This window comes from Arthrobacter sp. TmtSoilC79 (assembly GCF_059739405.1).
Genome location: NZ_AP046051.1, coordinates 4,339,864 through 4,365,352, shown reverse-complemented (window position 1 = coordinate 4,365,352; position 25,489 = coordinate 4,339,864). Strand labels below are relative to the sequence as shown.

Below are 25,489 nucleotides of genomic sequence, written 5' to 3'. Positions count from 1 at the left end.
CGGATGACCAGGGCGGCGGATGACCAGCGCGGCAGTATGCTCGAATGGTTGCCGGGCATGACGCCGCGGCACGCCGTATTGGGGGAATAGTGAAATTCAGATTCAAGGCTGCCTTGGTCGCGGTGGTTCTTTCCACCGGGTTGGTTGCGTGCACCTCGCAGGATGCACCCACTGACCTGAATCCGCCGATGCCCACGGAGGCTTCCCCCACAGACTCCGCCGCCGACGCACCCACTGCCGCGGCGCACGCCCCCACAGCGTCCGCTGCCGACGACGCCCTACCTGCGCTGGGCGATACCGTTGCCGATTCCTTCGGCAACGCGCTCTTTTACACGACGGTCGACGGCGACACCCTCACCAACGTCGCGGCCTCCTTTGGGCTCTCCTCCGCGAAGCTTGCCGGCTTCAACGGAGTCGTAGCTGACACGCCACTCGGATCCGGAACCAAGCTCCGCCTCATCCCGGGACCCGGGCCAATCACTGGTGCCACGGGAGAAGCCACCGAGGATGCATCCGGCATCCCTACGAGCTACGTCATCGCGGCGGGCGACACCCTGGACGGGATCTCCTACCGTTTCGGAATCAGCGGCAAGCAGTTGGCCGAAGCCAACAAGGTCCCTTACGTGTACGAGCAAGGCAACACGTACTTCATCCGTTCAGGACACACCATCCAGCTGCAAAAGAAGCCCGTGGACAGCCGTTCAGGTGCCGGCGACACCATCCACAATTCCTTCGGTCAGCCCATTTTCTACACCACAGTGGACGGCGATTCCTTTGACAGCCTCGGCTACCAGTTCAGGTCCACCACCGAACAATTGCTGATGTACAACCCTTCCCTCTCAGCCGGCATGCCCATCCCTGCCGGCACGAAAATGAGGTTGATTCCCGGAGATCTTGCCATCGAGGGCGCCCGGGGCACCTTCACCGCAGACGCTGATGGAATCCCTTTGACGTACACGACGGCGGTTGGAGACACGGAGCGGCAAGTCGCCTTCCGGTTCAGCGTAGTTGACCTCAGTTCAGCGAACAGGCCCCTGTCGGGCACCGCTGGCTCCTGGTACGAGGTTGTCGACCGGCCGAACGGGGTGCTCGCGCCCGGACAAACCGTCAGCCTGGCTCTCAACAAACCCATCAACAGGTAGCCCGCGGTAGCCTGCGGGTCGGTAGCCTGCGGGTGGGTAGGCCGCGGGTGGGTAGGCCGCGGGTTAAGGAAACGCTCCGGGGCTGTGCCAGTTCCCCTGACAGGGGTAGAGTCGGCGCATGCCTTCGACGCGCCGATTTACTTGCCCCCGACCGGTCTCCGGTCGCGAGGGCTGGATGGCGCGCGCCTAGGTCCTGGCGGCGGAGCGGGTCGGGGGAGGAAGCCCCTCACCCATCTCAATCCAAGGACCAGCAATGCCTACCTATCTCACCCCTGCACAGCTTCACGCAGCCTTGAACGTCCGGGACCTTTCGAATCCCGACCAGGGCCACCATGCAATGCAATCGCTCCTCAGCGACGTGGTGCACGGTCTACGCGAGCAGTGGAACGTGCCCCAGCAAACAGTTCGACACAGTCCATTGGTCAGTGTTGCTGACAACTACGATCGACTGGGTTTCAGCCCGGCGGACGTCACTCGCGACCAACGGTATTCCCGCTACGTCAGCCCTACGGTCATGTTGCGGAGCCATACGTCGGCTTCCATTCCTGCGCTCCTGCGGGGGCTTGATCCGTCCCAGCCCCTGGACGAGCTCTGGGTGATCCCCGGCCTCGTCTATCGGCGTGACTCCATAGACCGCACCCACGTCGGCACGCCCCATCAGGTGGACTTGTGGCGCGTTGGTTCCACCACTGCCCTGGGCTCCAAGCATCTCCAGGAAATGATCGATTCCTTGGTGACAGCGGTACTCCCGGACGCTCAATGGAGGGCAGTCCCGTCTCCGCACCCTTACACGTACGGGGGCTTGCAGATTGACGTCCGCTGCGACGGCGAGTGGCTGGAACTGGCGGAGTGCGGGCTCATGGCCCCGAAGCTCTTCCTGGATGCGGGTCTGGATCCGGGAAAGTGGTCGGGCCTGGCCCTGGGAATGGGATTGGACCGTGCCCTCATGCTCCGCAAAGGCATTCCCGATATCAGGCTGCTCAGGTCATCGGACCCCGGGATCCAACAGCAAATGCTGGACCTGTCACCATGGAAACCGTCCTCCAGGAAGCCTTCGATCCGAAGAGACCTTTCCATTGTTGTTGACAGCGGTGTGGACGATGAGGTGCTCGGAGACCGGGTTCGTTCGGCTCTGGGGGAGAGGGCTGAGGACCTGGAAAGCGTGGAACTGATGGCACTCACGCCAAGCCAGGAGCTTCCCGCGGCCGCGAGGAATCGGCTCCGTATCCGCGACGGGCAGTCCAACGCCCTGATTCGGATGGTGATGCGTCCCCTTGCCAGGACAATGACCGATCCAGAAGCGAATCGGGTCCGGGACGATGTCTACCTGGCCCTGCACGAAGGCCCCGTCAAGGAACTCATTTCGGGCCGATAGGGCTGGGCTGCCGGGCAGGAGGATTGTGCTGCAGGCCAGACAAGCCGCGTGACAGGCGAGGTTTGCTGCGCTGTGCCGGTGGTCTGCTTTGGCTGCCGGCACAGAGGACCATAGATGAGCCGACGCTGGCGAAAAGGCCCTGCGTGTGGGATTGCTAGTCTGAAGTCATGACCCGTCGCCTTGCAGCCCTGTCCGCCGTCCCCGTCGTGTTGCTGCTCGCGGGCTGCGGAGCCGTGGAGGAAGCAGCCACCAGCGCGGCCAGTGACGCCGCATCCAAGGTCGCTACCGCAGCTGCCGATGAAGTAACCAAGCAGATCTGCGCCGTGGTCCAGGACGGATTGGTGGGTGTCGAGGATAAGCAGGTGCTGGCGGGCCTGGTAACAGCTGCCGATGCCGCAGGCGTGCCGTCGGACATCACCACGCCCCTTCGCCAGATCGCCGACGCCGGAGACCAGGTTCCGGCCGAGTCCGTCCAGGCACTGAAGAGTGCTTGCCCGGCTTAAAGCTGTTCAAGATCCTGCGGAGTCAGTTGGGCAGTTCTCCCAGGCATGGCGCACGCGTGCTGGCTGGGGATGTTCGACCGGAGATAGGCTGCCGTGCCCTGCAGGTGGCAGGGTGTGTTCGTGCCCTGCCAGTGGGAGGCTGCCGTGCCCTGCCGGTGCCAGGGTGTTTTCGTGCCCCGGCAACGGTGGCGCTTTTGACTGATAGATGTGTCCGGTAGGAGTTCGGACCTCCAAGGTGTGCGTTTGGCCGTTGGAAGTACTCGAACTCCATCCGGGGTTTTCCTTGTTGTGATTGCACGCCTCGCACAGCCCTGCACCGTTGTTCATGGTGGTGGTCCCGCCGTCGTGCCAGGGAACCACGTGATCCAGATGCCTGATGGGGGCATCGCAATAAGGGGTCCGGCAGGTGTGGTCGCGGGTCTCGATGAAGCGACGTAACCGATGTGGGAAGATCCTCGCTTTGGAATCCATGGTCAGGAGTTCGCCACTTCCCGGCGCGGTGTAAAGGCGACGGATCAAGACCCGGAACTCTTCTTGCTCCAGCGCATCCGTATCCAGATGGCTTTGGCTGGCGGACCCGGCAACCGCCGCATTCGAGGGCACGGGCGGGGTCCCGGCCAGTGACGTGGACCCAGCCCTCTTGCGGGACGTGGGTTGGGGTTGTTCGTGGGGTGTGGTGTGCGGGGTGGGTTGGTCGCGGGATGTGGATAGCCGCGTGGGTTCGGGCTGTTCGTGGGGTGTGGTGAGCGGCGTGCGTGCGGAGTCTGCGCCCGACCAGACCAGCTTTTCGGATGTGTCCTGCCTCTTTGATGCGGGTGGTGCTCCATGCCCGCCGGAGCCGTCGGTCAGCAGGGCTCTTGCCCATTCAGCGGGGACGATTCCGTACCCTTGGATGCGGGCCGGTTCGCTGTCACCTTGGAAGAGGGTGCGGTCTGTCATGACGAGCTGGAGGTCGATCCCTGAGATCCCGCCTGGCGTTCCGGTGACGCGCTCGACGAGGGTATCGGCCATAATCTGTCCACGGTTTCGGCCGTCGCCTGTCGAACGGGCCGAATCTGCCTGCCGGGTAAGGGCAGCATAGGCCGCGACACCTTGAGCCACCGGCAGCAAGGCGGTCAGGATGGTCATGGTGTCCGGAGCCGGGCGGAGACTGACCCTCCGTTCTGCAGCGGCGTGGCTGGCCCTCTGGGTGACCGAGCGCGGATCACGCCTGTAAGCGGCAGCTTTCGCCGCAGCGACGATGTTCCGGTCACCGGATCCGTTGAATGTTCCCGTGTCTGGTGCAAGTTCTTCATCCACCGCGAAACGGTCTTCAACGCTGAGGCACGCAGTCTCCTTGACCAACAGGGTGGCACGCCATTCATTGAGCTGACCGGTTTCAAGCGCTGCCATGGTTCGTGGCATTTCAGTGACAAGAGCCTTGGCAAGTCCGAGCAGGCGGGACCCACGGTTGGGCGATTCACGCCGGGCCAGGGCTACCTGCGCAGCGACTCCCCGGCCCTGCTCCGCTGTGGGGACGCCGGCCTCGGCCTGTTCCCTGCGCTGAGCAAGATCCAACGCGACAGCTGCCCTGGCCTGCCGGGCGGTGATGGCGGATTTCAGGTCTTCGAGGACGCGAATCTCGTTGACGAGCTCTTGGCTGTTGGAACTCGCGGGCACCGAAGCAAGTGCGGCGGCCAGGGCACTCAACGCAACACCGGGCTGAGCCGGCTCATAAAGCGTCGAGGCTTCGACAGGCAGGGGCAGCTCGTTGCCGCCCGCTTGCCCGTGCCGAATCCGCTCCATGTGCCAACTCTTCCAGCCACGGGAAGCGCCCATCAGGTGTGAATTCATCTATGTGGAAAACATCGGGTGTTGAAGCGACACAGGCCGTGCTTCAGCAGCCGCTGTGTGCTTGTCCGGTTGCACAGGCCCGCAAACAGAACCGCAGGGCCAAGCCCGCCGGTCTTTGCGTCGGAAGGCTGGATGACCACCGTCCAGGCCCCCGCCGGGCCCGGGTCAGCAGGGCCAAGCCTCCGGACTCAGCTTCCGAGGGCTCTGCTTCCGACAGCTGGGCTACCTAAGGCCGGACGTCGGAGTCCCGGCCCCAGCCCGCGTCCCAGCCCCCGCCAGAACCACCCGGGTACGCACGGTGATCGCGGCCCCGAGGACCAGTGCAGCAGCGACGGCCGCAGCAATCGCGGTGGGGAACGACTCGGGTGCGTCAGCGCTGCGGCCGACGGTGATCCAGGCAAGGCCCCAGGCAATGGCGGCGGCCAAGGCCAGGCGCCCGTGGCCTTTGATGGCCAACGCGACTCCCACGGCGGCCACTACAACCAACACCGCTACTGACCAGAACTCGGGCCGCAAACCGAACCCTCCAAATCCGGAGGCCTTCAACGCAGCTGCGATGTTGGCGCATACGGCCACGCTGGTCCACCCGAGGTACAAGCCCAACGTTCCATCGACCACCACTGCCTCAATCCACGAGGCGGCACGGCTCTGGCTGTAGCGGAGGAATGACAGAACCAGCGTCACAAGCAACGCCAGAATGACGACGACGCTGACCAGGAGCCAACCGGCTTGAACGGACAGGATCCAGGCCGCATTCAGGATCATGGACACGGCCACGATCCAACCCAGGGACCGTTGCCGGGGATTGGTCCGCTGCGACGGCAACCACTGCCACACCGTATAGGCCAGCAACCCGGTGTACACCACCGACCAGATGGAGAAGGCAGGGGTCGCGGGCGCCAGGAGGGTGGAATCGGCGGCCAGCGCGCCGCCTGCTGCCTGCGCGATGGGGGTTCCGCCGAAAACTCCGACGCCGATCATCGAGCCAACGATGCAGACCACCAAGCTGGCGGTGACAGTGATCTGCCGGGCGAGGTCCGAACGTTCTGTTGCCATGTGCAGTGCCTCTTTCCTTGTGGGTCGTGCGGGGGTCGTGGGTGGGTCGTGCGTGGGTCGTGCCTGGGACGCGCTGTTCACGTGGGCCGCTGAGCACTGTCATGCATTCAGGTCCCGCGTGACTTACTATCAAATTGCTAGTGAAACAAGCTTTACGCTTACCAAAGGAACATCGGATGGACTCGGAAGGCCACGCAAAGGGCTACTGGTACGGCAAAGACCCAGGTCAGAAGGCCATAGCCATCGACGTGCTGAATGCCTTGCGTGATTACCGGGCCTCCGAACAGGCGATGCGCCGCAGGACCCGCTCGTCCATGGGGATGGGTGAGAAGGACCTGCTGGCCTTGCGTTACCTGTTCGAAGCCGAGGCCTCGGGGGCGGTGATGAAGCCGAAGGATTTGGGCGACAAGCTTGGTATAACGTCGGCGTCCATGACCACCCTGATCGACCGTTTGGTGGAGTCGGGCCATATCCGGCGCGAACCCCACCCCACTGACCGTCGTGCCTTGGTGCTGAAGGCGACGCCCGGTTCGGACCAGGAAGTACGGCACACCCTGGGCGGAATGCACCGCCGGATGCTGGATGCGGCGTCCGCCTTGAGCCCGGACGAGTCGCGGATCGTGGTGAACTTCCTGCAGCACATGCGCGAGGCATTGGACACCATCGATGAAGAGCCTGGAGACTCTGCACAGACCGGCGACCCCGTACAGACCGGACACCCCGTGAAGACCGGAACCGCAGAACCCGCCGAATCATGAGGTGAGGCTCCACTGCAGAATGAAGACGAGAGTCACCAGGAACCCTGACCCGTAGTTGAGCCAGATGAACCGCCGCCACGCCACATTGGTGCGTGCCGCCGTCGTATCCGTGACGTTCCAATAGGGCGCGCAATTGACGATGTACGGTATGGCGATAATCGCCGCGAGCGGCCCGGGCCAGGGCGTGGCCAGCATGGCCAGCCCCGCAACAAGCCACAGCCCGACGGCGACCCTCACCGTCCGGCGGGCGCCGAAGACTGTTGCTATGGAGCCGATGCCGGCCTGACGGTCGGGTTCGATGTCCTGGACGGCGCCAAAAGCGTGCGCGGCCATGCCCCACAGGAAGAAGGCCGCGAGCACGATGACCAGGCCCGGCGTCACATCGGCCCCCGCTATGGCCAAACCGACGACGGCGGGACTCACAAAGTGGGTACTGGACGTCAGCGAGTCCAAGACCGGGCGTTCCTTGAAGCGGAGTCCGGCCACCGAGTATGCCACGACGGCGAATGCGCTTACTGCCAGGCTGATCCACGCGGCAGGTCCCCCCGCGAACGCCAATACCAGCAGGAACGGCACGTTGGTGATCGCCGCGAGCCACAGCATGGGCCGGTGCAGGCGGGGCTGGAGGAGGGCACCTTCCATGCCGCCCTTGCGCGGGTTTTTCAGGTCCGACTCGTAGTCGAAAACGTCGTTGATCCCATACATGGCCAGGTTGTACGGAATGAGGAAGTAGAAGGTGCCCACGATCAGTACCCAGTCGATCTCGCGGGTAGTGAGCAGCATCGCCGCCGCGAACGGGTAGGCGGTGTTGATCCAGCTGACGGGCCGGGACGCGAGGAGCGCCTGGGGGACGAGACCTTTGAGACTCGATTCGGCATGGCCTTCGCTGGGTTGCTCCCGCTTGCGTGTCAGCCACATCCACAACCCTGGAAGCGCCACGACGCCGGCCAGAGGGTAAGCAAAGTCCTCGATCGGAGCGAGCCCTGCTTTGATGCCGAGAATGTGGGATGGGTCGTAGTGGAAGAGTTCCATGCCGATCATGACCGAGTCGAACACGGCGGTCAGGACGGCCAACGCCGCGAACGCGAGTCCTACGGCTTTCCAGTGCTTGCCCGTTTCCCCGGGGCGGGCGCCACGGCGTGCGAAGACCAGGCCGGCAACTGCTGCTGCGGCGATGAAGGCGAGCACAAGCCACAGGTACGTCATACGTTCTCCCGCGCTTTCGTGGCGGGGGTGCCTGTCGTGCCTGCGGGGGCAGCGGGGGTGGTGTCGATCCCGCCCGTCGTCCCCTCAGGCCCGCCATGCCGCGCAACCCGCCTGTCAATCAACCGCCGGGCTCCCGTGTAGAGGACCATGGTGCACAGCACCAGGAACAGCAGGAACACCGGTTCTTCAATGGGCAGTTCCGGGGCGATCAACAAGCCCGTGGCGATGGTGCCTTGGCCTCGCAGGAAGATTCCCAGGCCGATTCCGGCGAGGTCCCAAGCGAGCAGGAACAAGACGCCGACGGCGGTGACGATCGCCGCCGCTGTGGCATCGCGCCAGAAGAACAGGCGGAAGCGGTGGTCGAGCAGGAGCATGCAGGTGATGCCTGCCAGCAGCGAGAGAAGATAAAGAACACCCATCAGCCAATCCTGCTGGCTACAGGCTTCACAGTGGTAGGTCCGGCACTGTGGTCGCCGCGGATTCGCTTGAGGACCAGTTCTGCGCTGATCAGGCACATGGGCACTCCCACGCCCGGCGCGGTGGTGGCGCCGGCGTAGTACAGGCCTTGCACACGCTTGGAGGCGTTCTGGGCCCTGAACATGGCGCTTTGGCGCAGGGTATGCGCCGGGCCCAGCATGCCGCCGCGCCACGAGTTGTATTGCCGGGCGAAATCGGCCGGGCCAATGGTGTGCCGGACCACGATCCTGCTGCGGAGGTCCGGGATGTTGGCCCATTGGGCAATTTGATCGATCGCTGCGTCCGCTGTCCGTTCTATGAGGGCGTCTCCGTTGCCGTCGGGACCACCTGCTCCCAGCTGGGGATCTGCGGGGACAGGAACCAGGACGAAGAGGTTCTCGTGCCCCTGTGGCGCTACGCCGGGGTCGGTCTCGCTGGGTTTGCAGACATAAATGGATGCGGGGTCCGGGATGCTTGTTTCCGCACCAAAGATGGCCTCGAAGTTAGCTTCCCAGTCTTTGGTGAAGAACAGGGAATGGTGGGGAAGTTCCGGCACTGCGCCCTTCACGCCCAGCATCACCAGGACGGCGCCGGGCCCGCTGGTGCGGCTGGACCAGTACTTGTTGTTGTAGCTCCGGTCCCTGACGCCCAGCAGCTGGGTTTCGGTGTAGTGCAGGTCGGCCCCGGAAACCACCAGGTCCGCAACGCTGTAGTGCTCGGCGCCGGAACCATCCCGCCACTTGACCCCCGTGACTTCGCGGCGGTCCTTGCCTGAAAGCGCAGGCGGGAGCTTCACGCCGTCAAAGCGGCCCACCTTCCTTGTCAGCGGAGCTTCCCGTGTGGTGATCTTCAAGGCTTCTGAACTGGTGTGGATCCTGACGCCTGCGTCCACGGCCAAGGCTTCAAGCCTGTTCACGAGCTCCCAAAAGCCACCCATCGGATACTGCACGCCGTCGCCCAGGTCCAGGGCGCTCATCAGGTGGTACATGGCGGGAGCAGCAGCCGGATTGGTGCCAAGGAAGACGGCCGGGTAGCCCAGCACCTGGCGGAGCACGGGGTGCTGGAACCGCTGGGACACGAACTTATCCAGCGGTGTGAGGAGCAGTTGCGCCAGCTTGGGCAGGCTGCGCAGCACTTCCGGATGCAGCAGTCCCTGCGGCCTGGTGAACGGGTTGTACAGGAAGAACCGTTCAGCCATTTCCGTGGTGCGCCGCGCAGAAGCGAGGTAGGAGCTGAGCTCTTTGGCGCTGCCCGGCTCCACCTGCTCGAAGGTTTTCAGAACCTGTTCGCTACCCAACGGGATTGTCAGCGGTACTGTCAGCGGATCCGGCCGGATGCCGTCGTGGTTTGGCTCGCTGAAGACGCGGTACGCGGGACTAAGGGTCTGCAGGTCCAGTTGTTCGGCTGCGCTGGTACCGAGCAGCTTGAAGAAGTGGTCGAAGACTCCCGGCATCAAGTACCAGGACGGGCCGGTATCGAAGCGGAAGCCGTCCCGTTCGAGGCTTCCAGCGCGGCCGCCCACGGTGTCGCGCTGCTCCAGGAGCTGGACTTCGTGGCCTTCGTGGGCAAGCAGGGCGGCGGTGGCAAGGCCGGCAATGCCGCCGCCGATCACTACGGTCCGGGTCATCGGTGCAGCTCCATCCATGTCGAGGCTACGGCGCGGGCGGCGAGCCCGGCCTTCACGGCGTCCGGCACGCGGACCCGGGAACGGTACAGCTCGTCCACCGTGGTCTGGTCAATCCTGTCCGTGAGGGCCTGGAACAATGCCAACGCGCTCCGGACGGCGGCCCTGGCGTCGCGGGGAAGCATCGGAATAACAGCGTTGGCATCAGCCAGCTGCGCCCGTACGGTCCTGACCCACTCCACCCTGTCGTGCTCCTCAAGGAAGTCCGAAGTACCCAGGTAGTTGCGGCCCAGCCGGGAGGTGTCGTCCGCCAGGTCACGGAGGAAGTTGATGTTTTGGAAAGCAGCGCCCAACCTGCTGGCACCGTAGCGCAACGCGGCGGCGTCGCCGTCGTCGATGTTTTCATCCCGCATGAAAACGCGCAGGCACATCAACCCCACCACCTCGGCGGAACCGTGCACGTAGCCGTCGTGGGCGTCCGCGTCGAAACGGAGCGGCTGCGCTTGCTCCTGAACGGAAGCGGTGGCCGAGGTGCGCTCGCCGAGGTCCATCCGCATTGAAGCGAAGAAGGGATCGATGAGTGACTCGTCGATCCCCGCGGTCCTGGCGGTCTGGGCAAAAGCATGGATGATGAGATCGCTGCTGTAGCCGAGCTTGACCGCGCGGTGCGTCTCATCGATGAAGTGCGCCAGGGCATCGCACTGTTCCTGATAACTGAGGCCGGCTTCGGCAGTGACGCCGTCCACCAGTTCATCCGCCACCCGCACCAGGGCGTAGATGTTGCGGACGTGCTGGCGGTGCCGGCTGCCCAGCAGCCTGCAGGCCAGGCCGAAGGACGTTGAATAGGCGGCGATCACCTGATTGGCTGCGCGCTCGGCTGTCCGGGTGAAATGGGTGAACGAGGTATCGGTGGCGACGCTCATGATTGCCGTCCTTCCAGCTGCCCGGCGAGATCAAGCAGTACGTTGCGTGCACCCTGCGGGATGGTGCTGGTGAGCTGATGGGTGAAGGCCTCCATCTGTTCCTCGATGAGGCCCTGGACAAACGCCTCCGCTCCGCAGTCGGTGAGGTGGCGGCGAACGTGCTCGCCTTCCTCGCCGTTGAGCCCGGGCCTGCCGAAGAGGGGAGCGATGTGCGGCCAGGTGCTGGTGGTCCGTGCATGGGCGATGATGGCCGTTTCCTTGCCTTCGCGCAGGTCGGAAAAGGGATCCTTGCCGTGGCGGCGGGGATCCCCGAAAGTGGACAAGAGGTCATCCTGCAGCTGGAATGCCAGGCCGAGGTGCCTGCCGGCAGTTGCGAGCGCAGTTTCGACGGCGAAGTCCGCACCGGCGAGCGCCGCGGCGGCACGCAACGGGAGCTCGAAGGTATAGGTGGCGGTTTTGTACCCGCACATCACCAGGATCGTTTCGAGGTCCGGGGCGATGACGCCGTCCCCGAGTCCAACGTCCAGTTGTTCGCCGGCCACGGTCTCGTTGATGGTGTGTTCCAGGAGATCCAGGAGGCGGAGACGTAATTCGTGCGGGAGGTCCGCGCGGGCGAACGCCTGGTGGGTGGCGGCGAGCAGCATGTCTCCCATCAGGATTCCACCGGTCTGGGCCCAATGGAGGCCGCCGTCCGGGCGGGGGAGTTCCCCGGCTTCTGCAAGGAGTGAGCCGATCAGGTTGGGATGCCCGCGGCGGACGAGGTCGCCGTCGATCACGTCATCGTGCAGGAGGAAGGCGTAGTGAAGGAGCTCGATGGCGGCTGCGATGCTGATGGCGGTTTCGCGTTGGCCGGATTCCTGGTTCCTGGTGGAGCTGCCATGCTGGAGGGCGTCGTAGGTTTCCATGAGCAGCAGGGGCCGGACGAATTTGCCGCCGAGCACGTTCTGACCGGCCAGTCCCCACAGCCTGGCGAAACTGGGTCCGTATGCGGTGGCGGCGCTGGTCCGCTTCCCGATCAATCCGGTCAGCTCGTCCTCGATGGCGCCGCAAAGGTCTGTGCGGCTGCGGACGGCTCCGGAGGTGACGGTCATGCCTGGGCTCCGTGGTGGAGGTGGGACCCGTGGTGGAGGTGGGCTGCGTCCTGGACCGGCAAGGCCTGCACATCAAGCAGCTGGGGGAACTGCAGCCCGAGCCAGGGGCTGAAGGCGGAGGGGGTGTGGGCCAGGGCATCTTCAAGCAGCGCCGGGGAGATCCAGGCCCAGTCCGCAACCTCGGCCGGATTCGGTCTCAGCGGCCCGCTGATCCGGGCGACGAATACCGGGCAGACCTCGTTCTCGACGATGCCGGTGGGGTCCACCGCCCTGTAGCGGAAGTCCGGGAGGACCAGTTCGATCCTGTTGGCATCCACCCCGAGTTCGAACTGTGCCCGCCGGATTACGGCGTCCTCGAACTCCTCGCCGGGTGCCGGGTGGCCGCAGAAGCTGTTGGTCCATACTCCGGGCCAGGTCTTCTTTTCCGGTGAGCGGCGGGTGAGGAGGACCTCGCCGGCGTCGTTGATCAGGTAGCAGGAGAAGGCCAGGTGCAGAGGGGTGTCGGTTGTGTGCACCCCCGCTTTTGCTGCCCCCCCGATGGGTGTTCCGGCGTCGTCCAGGAGGACCACCATCTCTGTCGCGTTCATCCTGCGCCTACCTCCTACACCCGGTGCCTTAGAGAAACTTGAATATTGCTAGACAAGCTAGAAGAAAGGCTACCATGTAGGAAGTTAGGTGTAACATACTCAACATGTCCAGTCCTGAAGAGATTCCTGAAGAAGCCGGTACCCCGGTTTCCTCCGGCATCTACCACCTGGACGCCAACGATCCCCATGGGGAACTTGTGGACCGCTCCGGACTTTCGGACCAGGACGTCCAGCAAATCAGCGACCTCATGGCGGCGCTCGGGCGGCTCCGCGATGCCGAACAGCGCCTCACCGATGCCTCCCTCCGGTACATGAAGCTCAACCAATCAGACATGCGGGCGCTGCACTACCTGATTGTCTGCGCCAACCACGGCGTGATCGCCACCCCTGGCGCAATCGCCTCACGACTGAACATATCGACGGCGTCAACCACCAAGCTGCTCGACCGGCTGGAACGCGCGGGTCACGTCACCCGACGCGCCCACCCCTCGGACCGCAGGGCGCTCGCGATCGCCATCACTCCCGAAACACACGAGGCAGCAATGCGGACAGTCGGGCGGCAGCAGGCAAAGCGGTTCCTCGCTGCAGCCAGGCTCACTCCGGATGAACGCAGGACCGTGATGCGCTTCCTCGATGACATGGCACAGGAGATCGAAGTCTCCGAAGAGGCATGGTCAGGGATCCAGTAGTCCCGGTACCGGCAAGAGGCTAATACAGGAAAATCGGCAGCCAATCCCTGTTGTGGGCGTGCACCAACGCCAGGAACAACACGAAGTCGAACAGCAGGTGCACGGACACGACGTACGTGAATGACTTGGTCAGCTTGAACGTGTAGCCCTGGAGAAGCGCGAAGGGGAACGTCAGCAAAGGACCCCAGGACTGGTAGCCGATCTCCCACAGGAATGAGGAGAAGACCACGGCTTGCAGCAGGTTGGCGAGCCAGTCGGGAAAATGCCGGCGCAGCAGCGTGAACGTGGTGCAAATGAAGAACAGCTCATCCCAGATTCCCACGGCATTGACGCCCAGGAAGAGCCGCCAGAAGATGTCGGGATCCGAGGCGTCCGGCCAGTTTTGGTAGACGCCGGTGCTGACCAGGTACACGGGCAGGATGAAGTAGCCCAACGCCACCACGCCCACCAGGTACAGCTTCGCTGCGAGGGGCCACTTCCGTCCGGTGTTAACGGGGAACTTGATGATGTCTTCCCGGTAAACGAAGCGGGACACCAGCCACGGCACCAGGACTGCCAACGCCAACGCGCCACCCATCAGGGCCATGTGCTGCGTACTGAGGTCCGCATTGAGCGGGACCAGGCTGAAAATGGTCATCCCTGCCGCGATCAAGGCCAGATGCCGCATCAATTCGCGGTCAATAACCGCGGCGGTGGCAACACTTGCCAGCAGCAAACCGTAGCCCGGCAGGTCATTTTCCAGCGCAAAGAGGGGGATGCCGGACAGGGAAAGCAGCGCCGCCGGCAGCAGTTTCCAGCTGAGTGCGGTCCTGGGTGCTTCCGTTGAAAGGGACGTCACCCCCTAAGCATCTCAGGGCCGGTGGTTGGACGGCACCGGTTTTGCCTGCATGGGTTTTGCCTCCACCGGTTTTTGCGCGCGCGGGTTTTTGCTCGCACCGGTTTTGCGCTTCCGGAGGGGCGGCGACACAACGGCGAAGTGTTCTTCTGTATTATTCGTGACAGGGCCCACACATGGGCCGGTCTTGTAGTTGTCTGGCTCTGCCAGCGGGGGATACACATAAAGGAATAGCTGATGGCTCAAGAAGAGGGCTCTCTTTCACCGGATGGCGGTGCGGACTCCGCGCTCCCTGACGACGCCGGCGCGTCACCACCTGCTGCAGCGTCACCACACACTGAAACGCCTGAGGCACCACCTGCTGATGCCACCATGCAGGAGCAGGTGGAGGAGATTATCGACTCCATCCTTGCCGACACCGAGCCCCGCAGCGAAGCCGCCAGAACCAGGCTCCGCGCCTTGACTGAGGCGTATCCCGAGGACCCCCGGCGGGCACTGTTGGAGCACTTGCTGGAAACGCGCAAAGAGACCCCACCGGCGTCCACCGTGCCGGTTCACCTCGAGTCCGCCAGCGTGCATCTGGAATCCGCAGACGCGGCTCGTACGGTATCGGTCCCCGTCAGCCATGAGGTCCGCGAAGGAATCCAATCGGTCCTTGCGGACAAACTCCTGCTGACAGCATTCCAGCCCGTCCATGCCCTGCCCAACGGCGAGGTAGTGGGCGTGGAGGCGCTCACCCGGTTTGTCGGTGAAGACGGCGCCGGAGCCGATGTCTGGTTCAGTGAGGCTGCTGCTGCGGGGCTGGGCACCGAGCTGGAGATCGCAGCCCTCCACTGTGCCCTTACCGCGGCGCACGACGTTCCCCACACCATGTCCGTGGCCCTCAACCTCACCCCGGCAACCTCAAGTGATCCCCGGGTCCGGAACCTGCTGGCCGCCGCGGCACTGGCCCCTGACCGGATCATCGTTGAACTCACAGGCAGCCTTGCCGACGTCGGAGGCCAAACCGGCCGCGAGGGACTTGGCCCGCTGCGCGCCTTGGGCCTGCGCCTGGCCATCAGCGCTTCCGGAGCGGCATTGGTTTCCCTGGAAAGGGTGGAACAGTTGCGCCCGGACATCATCAAACTGGACCGCCACCTGATCGAAGGCATCGAAAGCAGCCAAGGCCAAAGAGTCCGGGCCAAGGCGATTGTTGAGCTTGCACGGGAAATCGGGGCCGAAGTCATTGCCGTTGGCGTTGAGACGGCTGAAGAACTTGAGGAAGTCACGGCGCTCAAGATCACGGCCGCACAGGGATACCTCCTTGGACGTCCTTCGGTTCATCCCCTCGACTGGTCGGCGTGGAGCATCCGGGCACAGACAGAAGCCCAACCGGCAAGCTGACGTGAAGCCGGGGGCTTACTTCAGGGCGCCCCCTGGCATGTTGTGGGGATCGCTGCCCACGAAAGTTCCGGGAAGCATCCCGGCGCCGAAGACCGGCCCCGGTTCAGGCCGCTTGGGGTGCCTGCCGTCGTCGTCGTTGTGATGCCTCAGGCGGCGCACCACCCAGGGGACGAGGTGTTCGCGGGCCCAGACGATGTCGCCCGCCCGTGCCTGGCGCCAACTGCGCTCGGGCAACTGTTTGGGAATCAAGGGCTCCAGGGAATGGTGGACGTTGAGGGTGTCGAGCACCATGATGGCGATGGTGTGCTGCCCCAGCGGGGAGAAGTGGAGCCGGTCCGGGTCCCACATCTGCGGGTCGGTGAGTTGCCGCAATGCCCAAAGATCGGCCACCACGGCATCATGGCGGGCGGCCACCACCCGGATGTTCTCGTTGTAGATGGCCACCTTGCCGCGGGCCAGCCCCAACACCGGGGTGGCGCCCCAGTCCGGCCCGGTGAACAGGACAATCGTGGCGCCGGTGGAGGCGAGCGTTTCCACGCCGGCGTCCAGTTCCAGGGCCAATTTGTCGGGATCGCTCCTATGGAAAAGCAGGTCATTGCCGCCGGCGTTGAGGGTGATGAGGTCCGGTTTCAAGGCCAGTGCCGGTCCAACCTGCTCCTCGAGGATCTGGTGGAGCAACTTCCCGCTGATGGCCAGGTTGGCGTACGCGAAGTCCTGATGGCCGACGCTTAGTTCCTCGGCAACCCGGTCCGCCCAGCCGCGAAGGCCGCCGGGGCTCCGTGGCTCGGGATCGCCCAAGCCTTCGGTGAAGGAGTCACCCAACGCCACATAACGGCTCCACGGGTGCCGGCCAGCGTTCATCTCCCCATAGTGCGCGGATCAAGGCCTGGATCCAAGGGGTGCTGCGGGGATTTCCGGCGGGTTTGCCGGCTCCCGACGCCCCTCCGGTTTGCCAGCAACTGCCTGCCTGGGACTTTCGCGCCGAAGCCGCCCGCCGTCGTCGTGCCTTCCCAGCAGGAGTACGACGACGGCAGGCGGCTTTTGCGCGCGGGAACGGCGGGCGCCCGCCGTCGTCGTGCCTTCCCAGCAGGAGTACGACGGCGGCAGGCGGCTCTTGCCCCGGGAACGGCGGGGCCGCTCCGGAAGTTGACGTTACCGACCCCGCGGGCGCAGCCTGTCTGCGATTCGTTCCAGTGCCTGGTTCACTGGGGCGAAAGTTGCCGGCAGGTTCAGGAAGCCGTGCAGCATTCCCGGAATCCTGACCTGCTCCACGTCCACGCCGCAGGCGGCAAGCAAGGCACTGAACGCCTCACCGGAAGCCCGTAATTCGTCGTATTCGGCGTTCAGTACCAAGGTTGGTCCGAGACCGTCCAGGTCTGCGTTGGCGGGCATGGCGTAGCCGGGAGCGGGAACATCGCTTGACGTTCCCAGATAGTTCTCCGATGCAGAGTCGATCATCCGCGGCGTGAGCCGCATGGCGTCCGGCAGTTCCGATAATGCGGTCCTGAGCGAGGCCGAGGGCGCAGGAGGCACGGCATGCATCAACGGATACACCAGCACAAGCTGGTCCGGCACCCAGTTGTCCTCATCCCGGAGCCTCAGGGCAGCGCCAGCGGCCAGATTGGCACCGGCGCTGGCACCGCCGAGGGAAAGCGACGTGATGCCCAATTCCACCATGTTTGCCTGCACCCATCGGATGGCGGCCACGACGTCGTCAAGGGGCACCGGGTAGTGCACGCCGTTAACTGCCAGCCGGTAGTTCACGCTGACGATCGTCGCCGATGCCCGTTGGACCAATTGACGGGCAGTCCAGTCGGCCTCCTTGGTGTCCAGGTCCCCGAATTGGAAGGCACCGCCATGCATCCACACCAGTGCGTGTCCTGGACGAGTGTCCAGGGACTGTCCTGCGGGGGACTGCCCTGCAGGGGACTGTCCTGCGGGGGACTGCCCTGCTGGGGTGTAAATGCGGACGGGAACCGGCCCGTGGGGGCCGGGCACGGAAACCATCCGGGTGGTGGCAGCTGGTGGGGGAGGCGCATCGGGGTAGGCGTCAAAGGCCTCCATCTGCGCCCTCATGGACGGATCGCTGAGCCCGGCTTCCAATGATGGGATTCCGTCCAGCAAGGGCAGCCGATCGGCGATGTCAGGGTGAAACGGCATGGAGTTCCTTTCCTGGTGCTTGCGTCCTTGTGCTTACGGCTGGATCTCGGCGTTGACGAGGATACGGACCCTCACGGCGGTGATGTGCTTGTCGGAGAGGATCTCCAGGCGTTCGTCCCCGTTAAGGAACCGTCCTTCCTTCAGCCCGGAGCCGGTAGCGGTCAACTCCCTCACAGAGTCAAGCTCAACGTCGCAACCGGCTTTGTGGAAGTCCACCTGTGCCCCCTGGCCCACCACGATGAATTCAGTGGGATTGATGGCAAGGACCATCCCGAAGGGACGTGCGTCCCCCGGAGTGGGGCCATGGGTGGCGGCCACGGTTTCTTCCAGGAGTTCCGGCGCCGGGGGGACCCGCACACCTGCGTCCAGGAGCATGCCTTCGAGGAGCTTCCTTGAATTACGGACAGTAATGTCGGTACCGGCCACGGTGGTACTGAGGGACTCCTGGTCCGGGTCAAGGGCGAAACCAAAGATCCGGTCGTCGCGCTGGGCGTCCACAATCTCCGGAGTCAGGGAAGTAATGATGGAGCAGGCTGCACTGAACTGGTTGCCTTCCCTGCCTTCTTCCACGCCGAAGACGTTGTAGCCCAGGCCTCCGAAGCCGCCAATTGCCAGGAATGCATCTCCGGCGCGGAAACGCGCTTCCGGGATAAACAACGGATTGGAAGCGGAGGCATATTGGCGCATGACCTCCTCTGCGTTGGGAACGTAGATATCCGGTGCCAGGAAGTCGAGGGCCGGCGCGGCAGCCCGCCAGACCGGGACCATGCCGGCCGTCGGTCCCCCACTGGGGTACTGGCCGGGCAGGTCCTGGCCACGTTGCGGGCCGATCCAGGCGTTTGCGTACGCGGGGAGGGGCAGCACTTCCTTTCCAGCAGCCGCCAAACCTCCTACGAAGGAAGCGAATCCCCACGCCATGAAGGTTTCCTCAGCAACAGGGTTGTCATCGCCGAAGCAGTCCGCCCAGCTTTTGCTGCTGTCCGGACTGAAGCCAAGGGCCTCCACAAACTCCTGGTCAAAGGATTCCGGAGCTTGGGAAACCGCAGCAATCAATTTCTCAGGGACCGGTGCGTTCCATGCGGCCTCGCCGAGCGGACTGTGGTCCCTTCCCGCACCCAGCAGGCCCACTTCGTTCTCAACCTGGACCATGATGACTGTGTGGTCCGGATCGATCGTGGCCACATGCTTCAACAGGGCAACGTAGGCAGCCCGGTCCGCTTCGAAAAGGTCCCGGGAGAAGACGGACAAGCTTGGCCGCGGCATGGACCCGGGGTAGGAGAAGGGTGTCTTCAGGGGTTTGGCGCCCCTGTCAGCGCGAGGGAAACGTTCACGATCTGCCCGAACCCACCTGGGGGCATAGGTGGAGAAAGCGTTCTTGAAGGCCCCGAACCAGATCATGACCAGGCGGACGCCGGTGGACCGGGCGTCCTCCACCAGACAGTCCACGATCGAAAAGTCGAGTTCCCCCTCCACTGGTTCCACCTGTTCCCAGGACACAGGAGCGATCACGGTATTGATTCCGGCCTTTGCCAGCTTCTCCCAGATGGGCGACATGTAATCCCGGTTTGATGCACTCGAGTTGTGCAGTTCGCCTCCGATGCAGAGGAACGGCTTCCCATCCACAATGAGGCGGGTGTGGCTGCCTGTGCGTTCGAGGTGCGGGAGGTTCTGGTGTGGCATGGTGATCAGTCCTTAATGCTTGAGGGCCGGGTAGGGATGTCTGCAGGGAAACCTGGGGAAGGGGGTGTGACCATGAGGTCGAACAGCTGGGTGGCAGTGCCGTCGCCAATTCCTATCCGGAAGGAACCTGGCTCCACGACGTAACCGGTCCCGGGATCGTTGGTCCAGAACCCCAGGTCATCGAAGCCCACGGACAGTGACACCCGCCGTTCTTCTCCAGCAGGTACGAACACGCGTTTGAAGCCGCGCAAACGCCTGACGGGCTGGGTCACACTTGCCAGGAGGTCGGAGACATAGAGCTGGACCACCTCTTCGCCGTCCCTTGATCCGGTGTTGCGAAGGATGGTTGTGAAAGAGAGCCGTGCTCCGGCTTTGAGCTCGTCCAGGGTCAGTGATAGTTCCTGGTCCGGGGACGACTCCAGCTCAAAAGTGGTGTAGCCAAGCCCGTATCCGAAGCCGAATTGCGGGCCCAACTCCAGGTCCAGGTATTTGGACTTGAAGTAGTCATCGGTGTTGTTGGGACCGGTCAGCCCCACGTCCGGCCGTTGGTGGGCGAGGGAGCCTCCCGTGCGGGCGGGCCTGCCGGTTGATTCGTGGTTGTAATAGACGGGCACTTGACCCACTGATCGCGGGAAAGACATGGGAAGTTTGCCGGCGGGATTGACAGTGCCGGTGAGGACATCCGAGATCGCTTTTCCGGCCTCTGTGCCCAGGTGCCATGCCAGGAGAAGGGCAGGACATTGGTCAATCCATCCGCTGACCACCAACGGACGGCCCGTCATCAGGACTACGGCAAATGGGGTGCCCGAGCCGGCAATGGCATGGATCAATTTTTCCTGGTCTCCCGGCAGGTCCAATGAACTCCGCGAGCTCGCCTCCCCGGAAAGGTCACTGGGTTCCCCGACGGCGACGATCACCAGGTCCGCTTCAGCGGCGGCAGCAGCTGCTTCAGCCTGAAGGCCGGGATCGGAATCAAAGAAGGTGGCACCGGGCAAGGTGGTCACTACGGACTCCGGCAGGGCTGCGGCGAGCGATTCGGCAATTGAGGTGGTGGTGGGGCTGGCGAAGTACTGCACCCACGCGCCCAGATGGTCTTTGCTTTCAGCGTAAGGACCCACCACCAGGACGCGTTGTCCACCTGGCTTCAACGGCAGGACGTCGGAGTCGTTCTTCAGCAGGACGGTGCAACGCGCGGCAGTGGCCCTGGCGGCCGCCAGGGAGGCTTCATCAGGACCGGTTGCGGCTGCGGACTCGTCCACATAAGGGTTCTCGAACAGGCCCAGCGCTTCCTTGAGCCGCAGCACACGGAGTACGGCGTCGTCCAGGCGCGCGGGATCCACCGCGCCCTCCTCGATCAGGGGCTCACCCCCGCTCAGCAACGAGCCGCCCATCTCCACATCGAGCCCGGCGGAAAGTGCCAGCCGCCCGGCGTCGGACGCGTTGGCGGCGACGCCATGCTCAACCAGTTCGCCGACGCCACCGGCGTCAGCAACGACGATCCCGGCGTGTCCCCACTCGTCCTTCAAGACAGTGGTGAGCATCTCCCGGTTGGCGTGCATCGGCACCCCTGAAACTGCATTGAAGCTCGCCATGACACTGGCAACCCCCGCCTTGACCGCGACCCTGAATGGCTCAAGATACACGTTGCGGAGCCGTTGAACAGAGATGTCCGTGGTGTTGTAGTCGCGGCCTCCTTCTGCCGCGCTGTAGCCAACAAAGTGCTTGGCGCAGGCGGCTATGGAGGTATTCGACGCAAGGTCCCCACCTTGGTACCCCCGGATCTTGGCCTCCCCGAAGACGGCGTTGAGGAAGGGGTCTTCGCCGAACCCTTCCACCACGCGTCCCCAGCGCGGGTCCCGGGACACATCGATCATGGGTGAAAAAGTCCAGTTGACCCCGCTGGACCGGGCTTCTTTGGCAGAGAGCCTGGCATCTGTTGCGGCGACTTCGGGATCAAAGCTGGCCGCCTGCGCCAAAGGGGTGGGGAAGATGGTGAACTGTCCGTGGACAACGTCCAGGCCGATGAGGAGCGGGATGCCGTGCCGGCTCTCCTCAACGGCGATCCGTTGGAGGTCATTGGTGGCCTTCGCCGACGGGGGCCAGAAAAGCGCACCGGCACCGCTTCGTGCAAGGTCCCCCGCTTCTGCGGAGTCGGGCCTCCAGACGATCTGGAGCTGCGCGAGCTTCTCGGCGTAGGTCATTGATGCCAGGATCTGTTCCGGCTGTACTCTAACTTTCACGGTGAGGATCCTCCTGGGACGGTTGGTGGATCTGGTGCCTGATGAGGTCCAGTGTGCGCATGATGGCCAGGGAGTCGCTCAGGGGCATCACGGTGCCCTCGGGTTTGCCGGCTTCGATAAGCCCATGGAACTCGAGAATTTCGTACCTGAGTCCGCCGCCAACAATGGGCGCGTGAATGGTGTGGGACTGCTGGAGTCCCGGCCCTGAGGGGTTGTAGCGAGAAACGGTCAGCTCGTTGGGACAATGATGCGGGGCCGGCAGTTCAATGATGCCTTCGGTCCCCAGTACCCGTGCGTTATTGGGCAGCACTGTGGACATTGATGAGCTGATGTATCCGGTTGCACCGTCGCTGAAGGACAAGAGCGCCGTCGCGTCCAGGTCCACCCCGCTGGTGCTGCTGCGGCCGAACGCGGCGACGGCCGGTTCATCGCCCAGGAGCCAGTGCGAGAGCTGAACAGGGTAGACGCCCATCTCCAGGAGGCTTCCGCCGCCAAGGGCGGGATCGTACAACTGTGGCCGCGCCCGCGGCCCAGCCTCCGGAATCGGGAAACCGAAGGACGCTTCAACCTTCCGGACCTTTCCGATCGCACCGTCGTCCACCAGCCGCTTCAGCTCAACGAACGCAGGAAGGAACCGGGACCACATGGCCTCCATCAGCACTGTCCCGGTTCGCTTGGCGGTTTGGGACAGATCGAGGGCTTCGGCGTGGGTGGACGTAAAGGGTTTTTCCACCAGGACGTGTTTGCCCGCCTCCAGGAACAGCCTGGCATGCTCGTGATGCAATCCTGCAGGGGTGGAAACGTACACCGCGTCGATGGTGGGGTCATGGGCAAGGTCCTGGAAGGACAGGTGCTGTTTGGGGATGCCGAATTCGGAACAGAACTTCCCTGAGGCCGCGGCGGTCCGGGACGCTGCAGCAGCCAGGGAGGCAGAGGGGACGTCGGCAAGGGCCTGCGCGAATTCACGGGCAATGGTTCCCGTGCCGGCGAGCCCCCATCTCACGGTGTTGTTGTTGGGCACGTCATTCCTTTGCTTCCAGTGCCAGATCGGCAGCCCTGTCCAGATCGGCAGGGTCCTCCAGATCGGCAGGGCCGTTCAGATCGGCAGGGCCGTCCAGACCAGCAGCGCCGTCCAGACCAGAGTCCTCTGCCGGGATCGCGGGTTCATCGGAAAGGCGTCCATTGGGCAGCAACAGCGCGGCAATGAAGCCCAGGACGTAGACGCCCGCCAGGGACAGGAAAACGGGAGAGAACACGTCGTGGTAAATCGAGGCGATCTCTGCCTGCACGGACGGCCCGGCGGCATGGACCAGTGCCGGGGTGAGAGTGTGGGCATCCAGCCCGGCCGGCAGCAGCGACGCGACACCGAACCCCACCACTCCACCCACGACTGCGGATCCGATGGTGGATCCGATCTGGCCGCTCAGCCCGGCAGTTGCCGTGGCGGTGCCGAGTTCACTGCGGGGTGCGGCACTTTGCACGATAGCAACGGCAAGGCTCATGAACGCTCCCGTGCCCAGGCCCACGAACGCCATGATCGACGCCGGAACCCATAGCGGGACGCCCGCCGGGAGCAAGGACATGGCCCCAAGCCCGAGCGCTCCCATTATTGTCCCGACCAGCGGAAAGACGCGGTAGCGGCCCGTCCGCGATGCCAGCCAACCGGTCAGAAGGTTGCCCACCAACATGCCAAGCACGGTGGCGATGGGAACCAACCCTGAAATGGTGGCACTGACGCCATAAGCCATCTGGAAATATGTTGGCAGGTACGCCGTGGCCGAGATGAGCCCGGCACCCATGACAGCCGAGAGACCCACACCCGCACTGAACGTACGGTTGCGGAACAGGCGGACCGGGATGATCGGGTTGCGTTGGCCACGCTCGACGGCGATCAGGCCCGCCAGCGCCGCGGCGCCGGCACCCACTGCGATCCACGCCCAGGAGTTTGCCGAGCTGAACCACGCAACTGCCAGAACCACCGCCACAAGGACAGCTGTAAGCAAAAGTGCGCCAACGCCGTCGAACCGTTTTTTGCCTGCCGGTTCGATGTGCGGAACGGCGATGAACGCCAGGACAAGTGCGGCCAACCCCACCGGGACATTGATCCAGAAGACCCAGGGCCACCCCCAGTTGTCCGTGATCAGGCCTCCCAGGAGCGGCCCGATCAGAATTGCCACCGGAAAAGCGGCTCCAATGAGTGAGAGGTACTGCGGGCGTTGCCTCGGCGTGGTGACCTCGGCAACGATCGTCTGCGACATCAGTTGGAGGCCGGCGGCGCTCATGCCTTGGAACACCCGGGCCGCAACCAGCTGCGTCATGTCATGCGCGAAGCCACAAAGGAACGACGCAGCAACAAAGCCGGCCAGCGCAGCCAGGAAGACCAGCCGCGGGCCGACCCGATCGCCCAGCCCTCCGAGCACCGGGAGCAGGACAGTGCTGGCCAGCGTATAGCCCACCACCACCCAGCTCATGTGCTGGAGGGCGCCAAGCTCGCCGGCCACCGTGGCCAATGACGTCGAAACGATGGTGTGGTCCAGGGCTCCAAGGAATGACACCGCCAGGAGCGCTGCCATGAGGAGCCGGAGGCGTGTGGCGGAGATCGGGAGCCTTTTGGTGCTGGTGCTGGTGCTGGTGCTGTTGCGGACTCCGGTCACGGCGCCCCGGCGATTCCGGCGTCCAATTGGCGGAGAAGGGCATGCTGCCGGCGCACCTGTTCGATGGAACGGTACGGCAGGCGGTCACCTTCATACTCGCTGGACAGGTAGCCCGACCATTCGTTGTCCTTCAAGGTTTGAAGGATCTCCTGCCACGGTATCTGGCCGTCAACGAGGTTCTCGTCAATGTCGAAGAACTTCGCCTGGATGAACGACACGTAGGGTAGGACATCCACCAGGTCCGACATCGGGACGGCGAGGGGTTTACGCCAGCCTTCCTCCTGTGCTTCTTCGCTGAGGCCGTCATGCTTGGCGGTGGTGATTGCCCTTTGGAAGATGCCGGTATCGATCAGCAGGCGGAAGTTCTTCGACCCGGTCCGCTCGATGAAGGCGATGTACTCGTCCACCACCGGGTGCTTGATGGGAGTGGGCGCATGGATTTCCGGGCAAATGATGAGGTCCAGCTCGGCTGCCAGGTCCAGATTGCGTTCGATCACCTCTTCCCAGATCGGATGGGGGCGCAGGTCCATGGACACCACACCGATCTTGGGGCGAACCGAGGTGAATCCGAGCCGATGGGCCAGCCGGAGATCGCGGGCAAGCATCACAGCACCCTCATCAGCTGTGAGGTCACGGTGGCGCCACATGCTGGAATCGATCCAGGACCCGTAGTTGGTAGGCTCCAGCTGGTATTTTTCGAGCAGCCCGAACCATTGGTCAATCCACGCGGTGGACGGTTCCGGATAGTTGGGCACGTGACCTTCGCCCAGGATCTCGATCCCGGTGGCGCCAATGTCAGCTATTTGTGCCATGGCGTCTTCGAGGGTGAGGACGGTGTTCATATCACCGGTGTAGCTGTAGAGGGAGACGCCGTACTTGAGGTTGCTCATGCGAGGACCGTGACCTTTCGCTGGGACGTGAAAATTGACGGTTGGAATTCAGCTGGAATGTAGGGTGCGTGCAGCGCGATATCAACGCGCACATCGTGGACACCTACGGCCAGGCCGCCTGCGAGCGGCACCATGACGGTGGCCAGTTCATCGAGCTGCCAGCGGACATCGGTGGACCGGCGCAGTTCCTGGATGCTGAAAGTTCGTCCCTGGAGTGTCCAGCGCGGTACTTCCCGGCTCCATTCCTGGCCGTCTACGGTGACAGCCACGCCGTCGATGAGGCTTCCCCAGACGCCCCGGTAATTGGGCATGCGCAGGGCTATTTCGAAGCCCACCGTGTCCGTTCCTTCCTGGACGTTGCGAAAGCCCCGGCTTTGGATCAGTTCTCGTTCGAGGACCATGTT

Annotated in this window: 22 protein-coding genes and 1 pseudogene; 6 read left to right on the top strand and 17 right to left on the bottom strand. The window is 64.0% G+C overall.

Annotated elements, in window-relative coordinates:
- Positions 1-44: 44 nt before the first annotated feature.
- The 3 genes from AC6JA3_RS20005 (at position 45) to AC6JA3_RS19995 (ending at position 3,020) form a co-directional block, all read left to right on the top strand.
- Positions 45-1,142: a LysM peptidoglycan-binding domain-containing protein gene (locus AC6JA3_RS20005; protein ID WP_497920543.1), complete on the top strand. Its 1,098-nt coding sequence runs from the start codon at positions 45-47 to the stop codon at positions 1,140-1,142.
- 253 nt (positions 1,143-1,395) lie between these two features.
- Positions 1,396-2,517 carry a PheS-related mystery ligase SrmL gene (gene srmL / locus AC6JA3_RS20000; protein WP_497920542.1) on the top strand — a complete coding sequence of 374 codons (1,122 nt, stop codon included), beginning with the start codon at positions 1,396-1,398 and terminating at the stop codon, positions 2,515-2,517.
- 167 nt (positions 2,518-2,684) lie between these two features.
- The gene (locus AC6JA3_RS19995) at positions 2,685-3,020 is read left to right on the top strand and encodes a hypothetical protein (protein WP_026547411.1); all 336 of its coding nucleotides are present in this window, start codon (positions 2,685-2,687) and stop codon (positions 3,018-3,020) included.
- A gap of 6 nt (positions 3,021-3,026) precedes the next feature.
- Here the strand turns inward: AC6JA3_RS19995 and AC6JA3_RS19990 are convergent, their stop codons facing one another.
- Both AC6JA3_RS19990 and AC6JA3_RS19985 read right to left on the bottom strand, forming a co-directional pair.
- Entirely contained in the window at positions 3,027-4,805 is a 1,779-nt protein-coding gene (locus AC6JA3_RS19990; RefSeq protein WP_497920541.1) for an HNH endonuclease, read from the bottom strand.
- A gap of 270 nt (positions 4,806-5,075) precedes the next feature.
- Positions 5,076-5,909 (bottom strand): TspO/MBR family protein, encoded by an 834-nt coding sequence (locus AC6JA3_RS19985; protein ID WP_497920540.1) that lies wholly within the window; start codon positions 5,907-5,909, stop codon positions 5,076-5,078.
- Positions 5,910-6,085: 176 nt separating this feature from the next.
- On the opposite strand from AC6JA3_RS19985, the gene AC6JA3_RS19980 reads away from it, so the two are divergent.
- Positions 6,086-6,667 carry a MarR family winged helix-turn-helix transcriptional regulator gene (locus AC6JA3_RS19980; protein ID WP_497920539.1) on the top strand — a complete coding sequence of 194 codons (582 nt, stop codon included), beginning with the start codon at positions 6,086-6,088 and terminating at the stop codon, positions 6,665-6,667.
- Here AC6JA3_RS19980 and AC6JA3_RS19975 read toward each other — a convergent pair.
- From AC6JA3_RS19975 to idi, 6 genes and pseudogenes are all read right to left on the bottom strand, one after another.
- A complete protein-coding gene (locus AC6JA3_RS19975; protein WP_497920538.1) occupies positions 6,662-7,873 on the bottom strand; it encodes a prenyltransferase in 1,212 nt (403 codons plus the stop codon). The genes AC6JA3_RS19980 and AC6JA3_RS19975 overlap by 6 nt on opposite strands.
- Before the next feature lie 98 nt (positions 7,874-7,971).
- Positions 7,972-8,292: pseudogene (locus AC6JA3_RS19970) on the bottom strand (lycopene cyclase domain-containing protein); the annotation flags it as partial.
- On the bottom strand, positions 8,292-9,956 hold the full coding sequence (gene crtI, locus AC6JA3_RS19965) for a phytoene desaturase family protein (protein WP_091552629.1): 1,665 nt from the start codon (positions 9,954-9,956) through the stop codon (positions 8,292-8,294). The gene crtI and the pseudogene AC6JA3_RS19970, both read right to left, overlap by 1 nt.
- On the bottom strand, positions 9,953-10,876 hold the full coding sequence (locus tag AC6JA3_RS19960; RefSeq protein WP_497920537.1) for a phytoene/squalene synthase family protein: 924 nt from the start codon (positions 10,874-10,876) through the stop codon (positions 9,953-9,955). Before AC6JA3_RS19960 ends, crtI begins: the two co-directional genes overlap by 4 nt.
- Positions 10,873-11,967, bottom strand: a complete 1,095-nt coding sequence (locus AC6JA3_RS19955; protein WP_223944443.1) for a polyprenyl synthetase family protein — start codon at positions 11,965-11,967, stop codon at positions 10,873-10,875. The genes AC6JA3_RS19960 and AC6JA3_RS19955 overlap by 4 nt, the downstream gene beginning before the upstream one ends.
- Positions 11,964-12,554: an isopentenyl-diphosphate Delta-isomerase gene (idi, locus tag AC6JA3_RS19950; protein ID WP_497920536.1), complete on the bottom strand. Its 591-nt coding sequence runs from the start codon at positions 12,552-12,554 to the stop codon at positions 11,964-11,966. The genes AC6JA3_RS19955 and idi overlap by 4 nt, the downstream gene beginning before the upstream one ends.
- Positions 12,555-12,658: 104 nt before the next feature.
- Here idi and AC6JA3_RS19945 point away from each other — a divergent pair, with 104 nt between their 5' ends.
- Positions 12,659-13,243 carry a MarR family winged helix-turn-helix transcriptional regulator gene (locus tag AC6JA3_RS19945; protein ID WP_026542133.1) on the top strand — a complete coding sequence of 195 codons (585 nt, stop codon included), beginning with the start codon at positions 12,659-12,661 and terminating at the stop codon, positions 13,241-13,243.
- Between the two features lie 19 nt (positions 13,244-13,262).
- Here the strand turns inward: AC6JA3_RS19945 and AC6JA3_RS19940 are convergent, their stop codons facing one another.
- A complete protein-coding gene (locus AC6JA3_RS19940; RefSeq protein WP_347782081.1) occupies positions 13,263-14,081 on the bottom strand; it encodes a CPBP family intramembrane glutamic endopeptidase in 819 nt (272 codons plus the stop codon).
- A gap of 234 nt (positions 14,082-14,315) precedes the next feature.
- Here AC6JA3_RS19940 and AC6JA3_RS19935 point away from each other — a divergent pair, with 234 nt between their 5' ends.
- The gene (locus tag AC6JA3_RS19935) at positions 14,316-15,461 is read left to right on the top strand and encodes an EAL domain-containing protein (protein ID WP_347782080.1); all 1,146 of its coding nucleotides are present in this window, start codon (positions 14,316-14,318) and stop codon (positions 15,459-15,461) included.
- 15 nt (positions 15,462-15,476) lie between these two features.
- Here AC6JA3_RS19935 and AC6JA3_RS19930 read toward each other — a convergent pair whose 3' ends face one another.
- From AC6JA3_RS19930 to AC6JA3_RS19895, 8 genes are all read right to left on the bottom strand, one after another.
- Positions 15,477-16,322, bottom strand: a complete 846-nt coding sequence (locus AC6JA3_RS19930) for an SGNH/GDSL hydrolase family protein (protein ID WP_026547420.1) — start codon at positions 16,320-16,322, stop codon at positions 15,477-15,479.
- A 291-nt stretch (positions 16,323-16,613) separates the two neighbouring features.
- On the bottom strand, positions 16,614-17,621 hold the full coding sequence (locus AC6JA3_RS19925; RefSeq protein WP_497920535.1) for an alpha/beta hydrolase fold domain-containing protein: 1,008 nt from the start codon (positions 17,619-17,621) through the stop codon (positions 16,614-16,616).
- 33 nt (positions 17,622-17,654) lie between these two features.
- Positions 17,655-19,301 carry a DUF5597 domain-containing protein gene (locus tag AC6JA3_RS19920; protein WP_497920534.1) on the bottom strand — a complete coding sequence of 549 codons (1,647 nt, stop codon included), beginning with the start codon at positions 19,299-19,301 and terminating at the stop codon, positions 17,655-17,657.
- Positions 19,302-19,306: 5 nt separating this feature from the next.
- Positions 19,307-21,541: a glycoside hydrolase family 3 N-terminal domain-containing protein gene (locus AC6JA3_RS19915; protein WP_497920533.1), complete on the bottom strand. Its 2,235-nt coding sequence runs from the start codon at positions 21,539-21,541 to the stop codon at positions 19,307-19,309.
- Positions 21,531-22,562, bottom strand: coding sequence for a Gfo/Idh/MocA family protein (locus AC6JA3_RS19910; RefSeq protein WP_026547423.1), 1,032 nt, complete (start codon positions 22,560-22,562; stop codon positions 21,531-21,533). Before AC6JA3_RS19910 ends, AC6JA3_RS19915 begins: the two co-directional genes overlap by 11 nt.
- Before the next feature lies 1 nt (position 22,563).
- Positions 22,564-24,195 carry an MDR family MFS transporter gene (locus AC6JA3_RS19905; protein WP_348537330.1) on the bottom strand — a complete coding sequence of 544 codons (1,632 nt, stop codon included), beginning with the start codon at positions 24,193-24,195 and terminating at the stop codon, positions 22,564-22,566.
- Complete coding sequence (locus AC6JA3_RS19900; RefSeq protein WP_026547424.1) at positions 24,192-25,085, bottom strand: sugar phosphate isomerase/epimerase family protein; 894 nt, start codon at positions 25,083-25,085, stop codon at positions 24,192-24,194. Before AC6JA3_RS19900 ends, AC6JA3_RS19905 begins: the two co-directional genes overlap by 4 nt.
- Positions 25,082-25,486 (bottom strand): C-glycoside deglycosidase beta subunit domain-containing protein, encoded by a 405-nt coding sequence (locus tag AC6JA3_RS19895; protein ID WP_026547425.1) that lies wholly within the window; start codon positions 25,484-25,486, stop codon positions 25,082-25,084. Before AC6JA3_RS19895 ends, AC6JA3_RS19900 begins: the two co-directional genes overlap by 4 nt.
- Positions 25,487-25,489 lie beyond the last annotated feature (3 nt).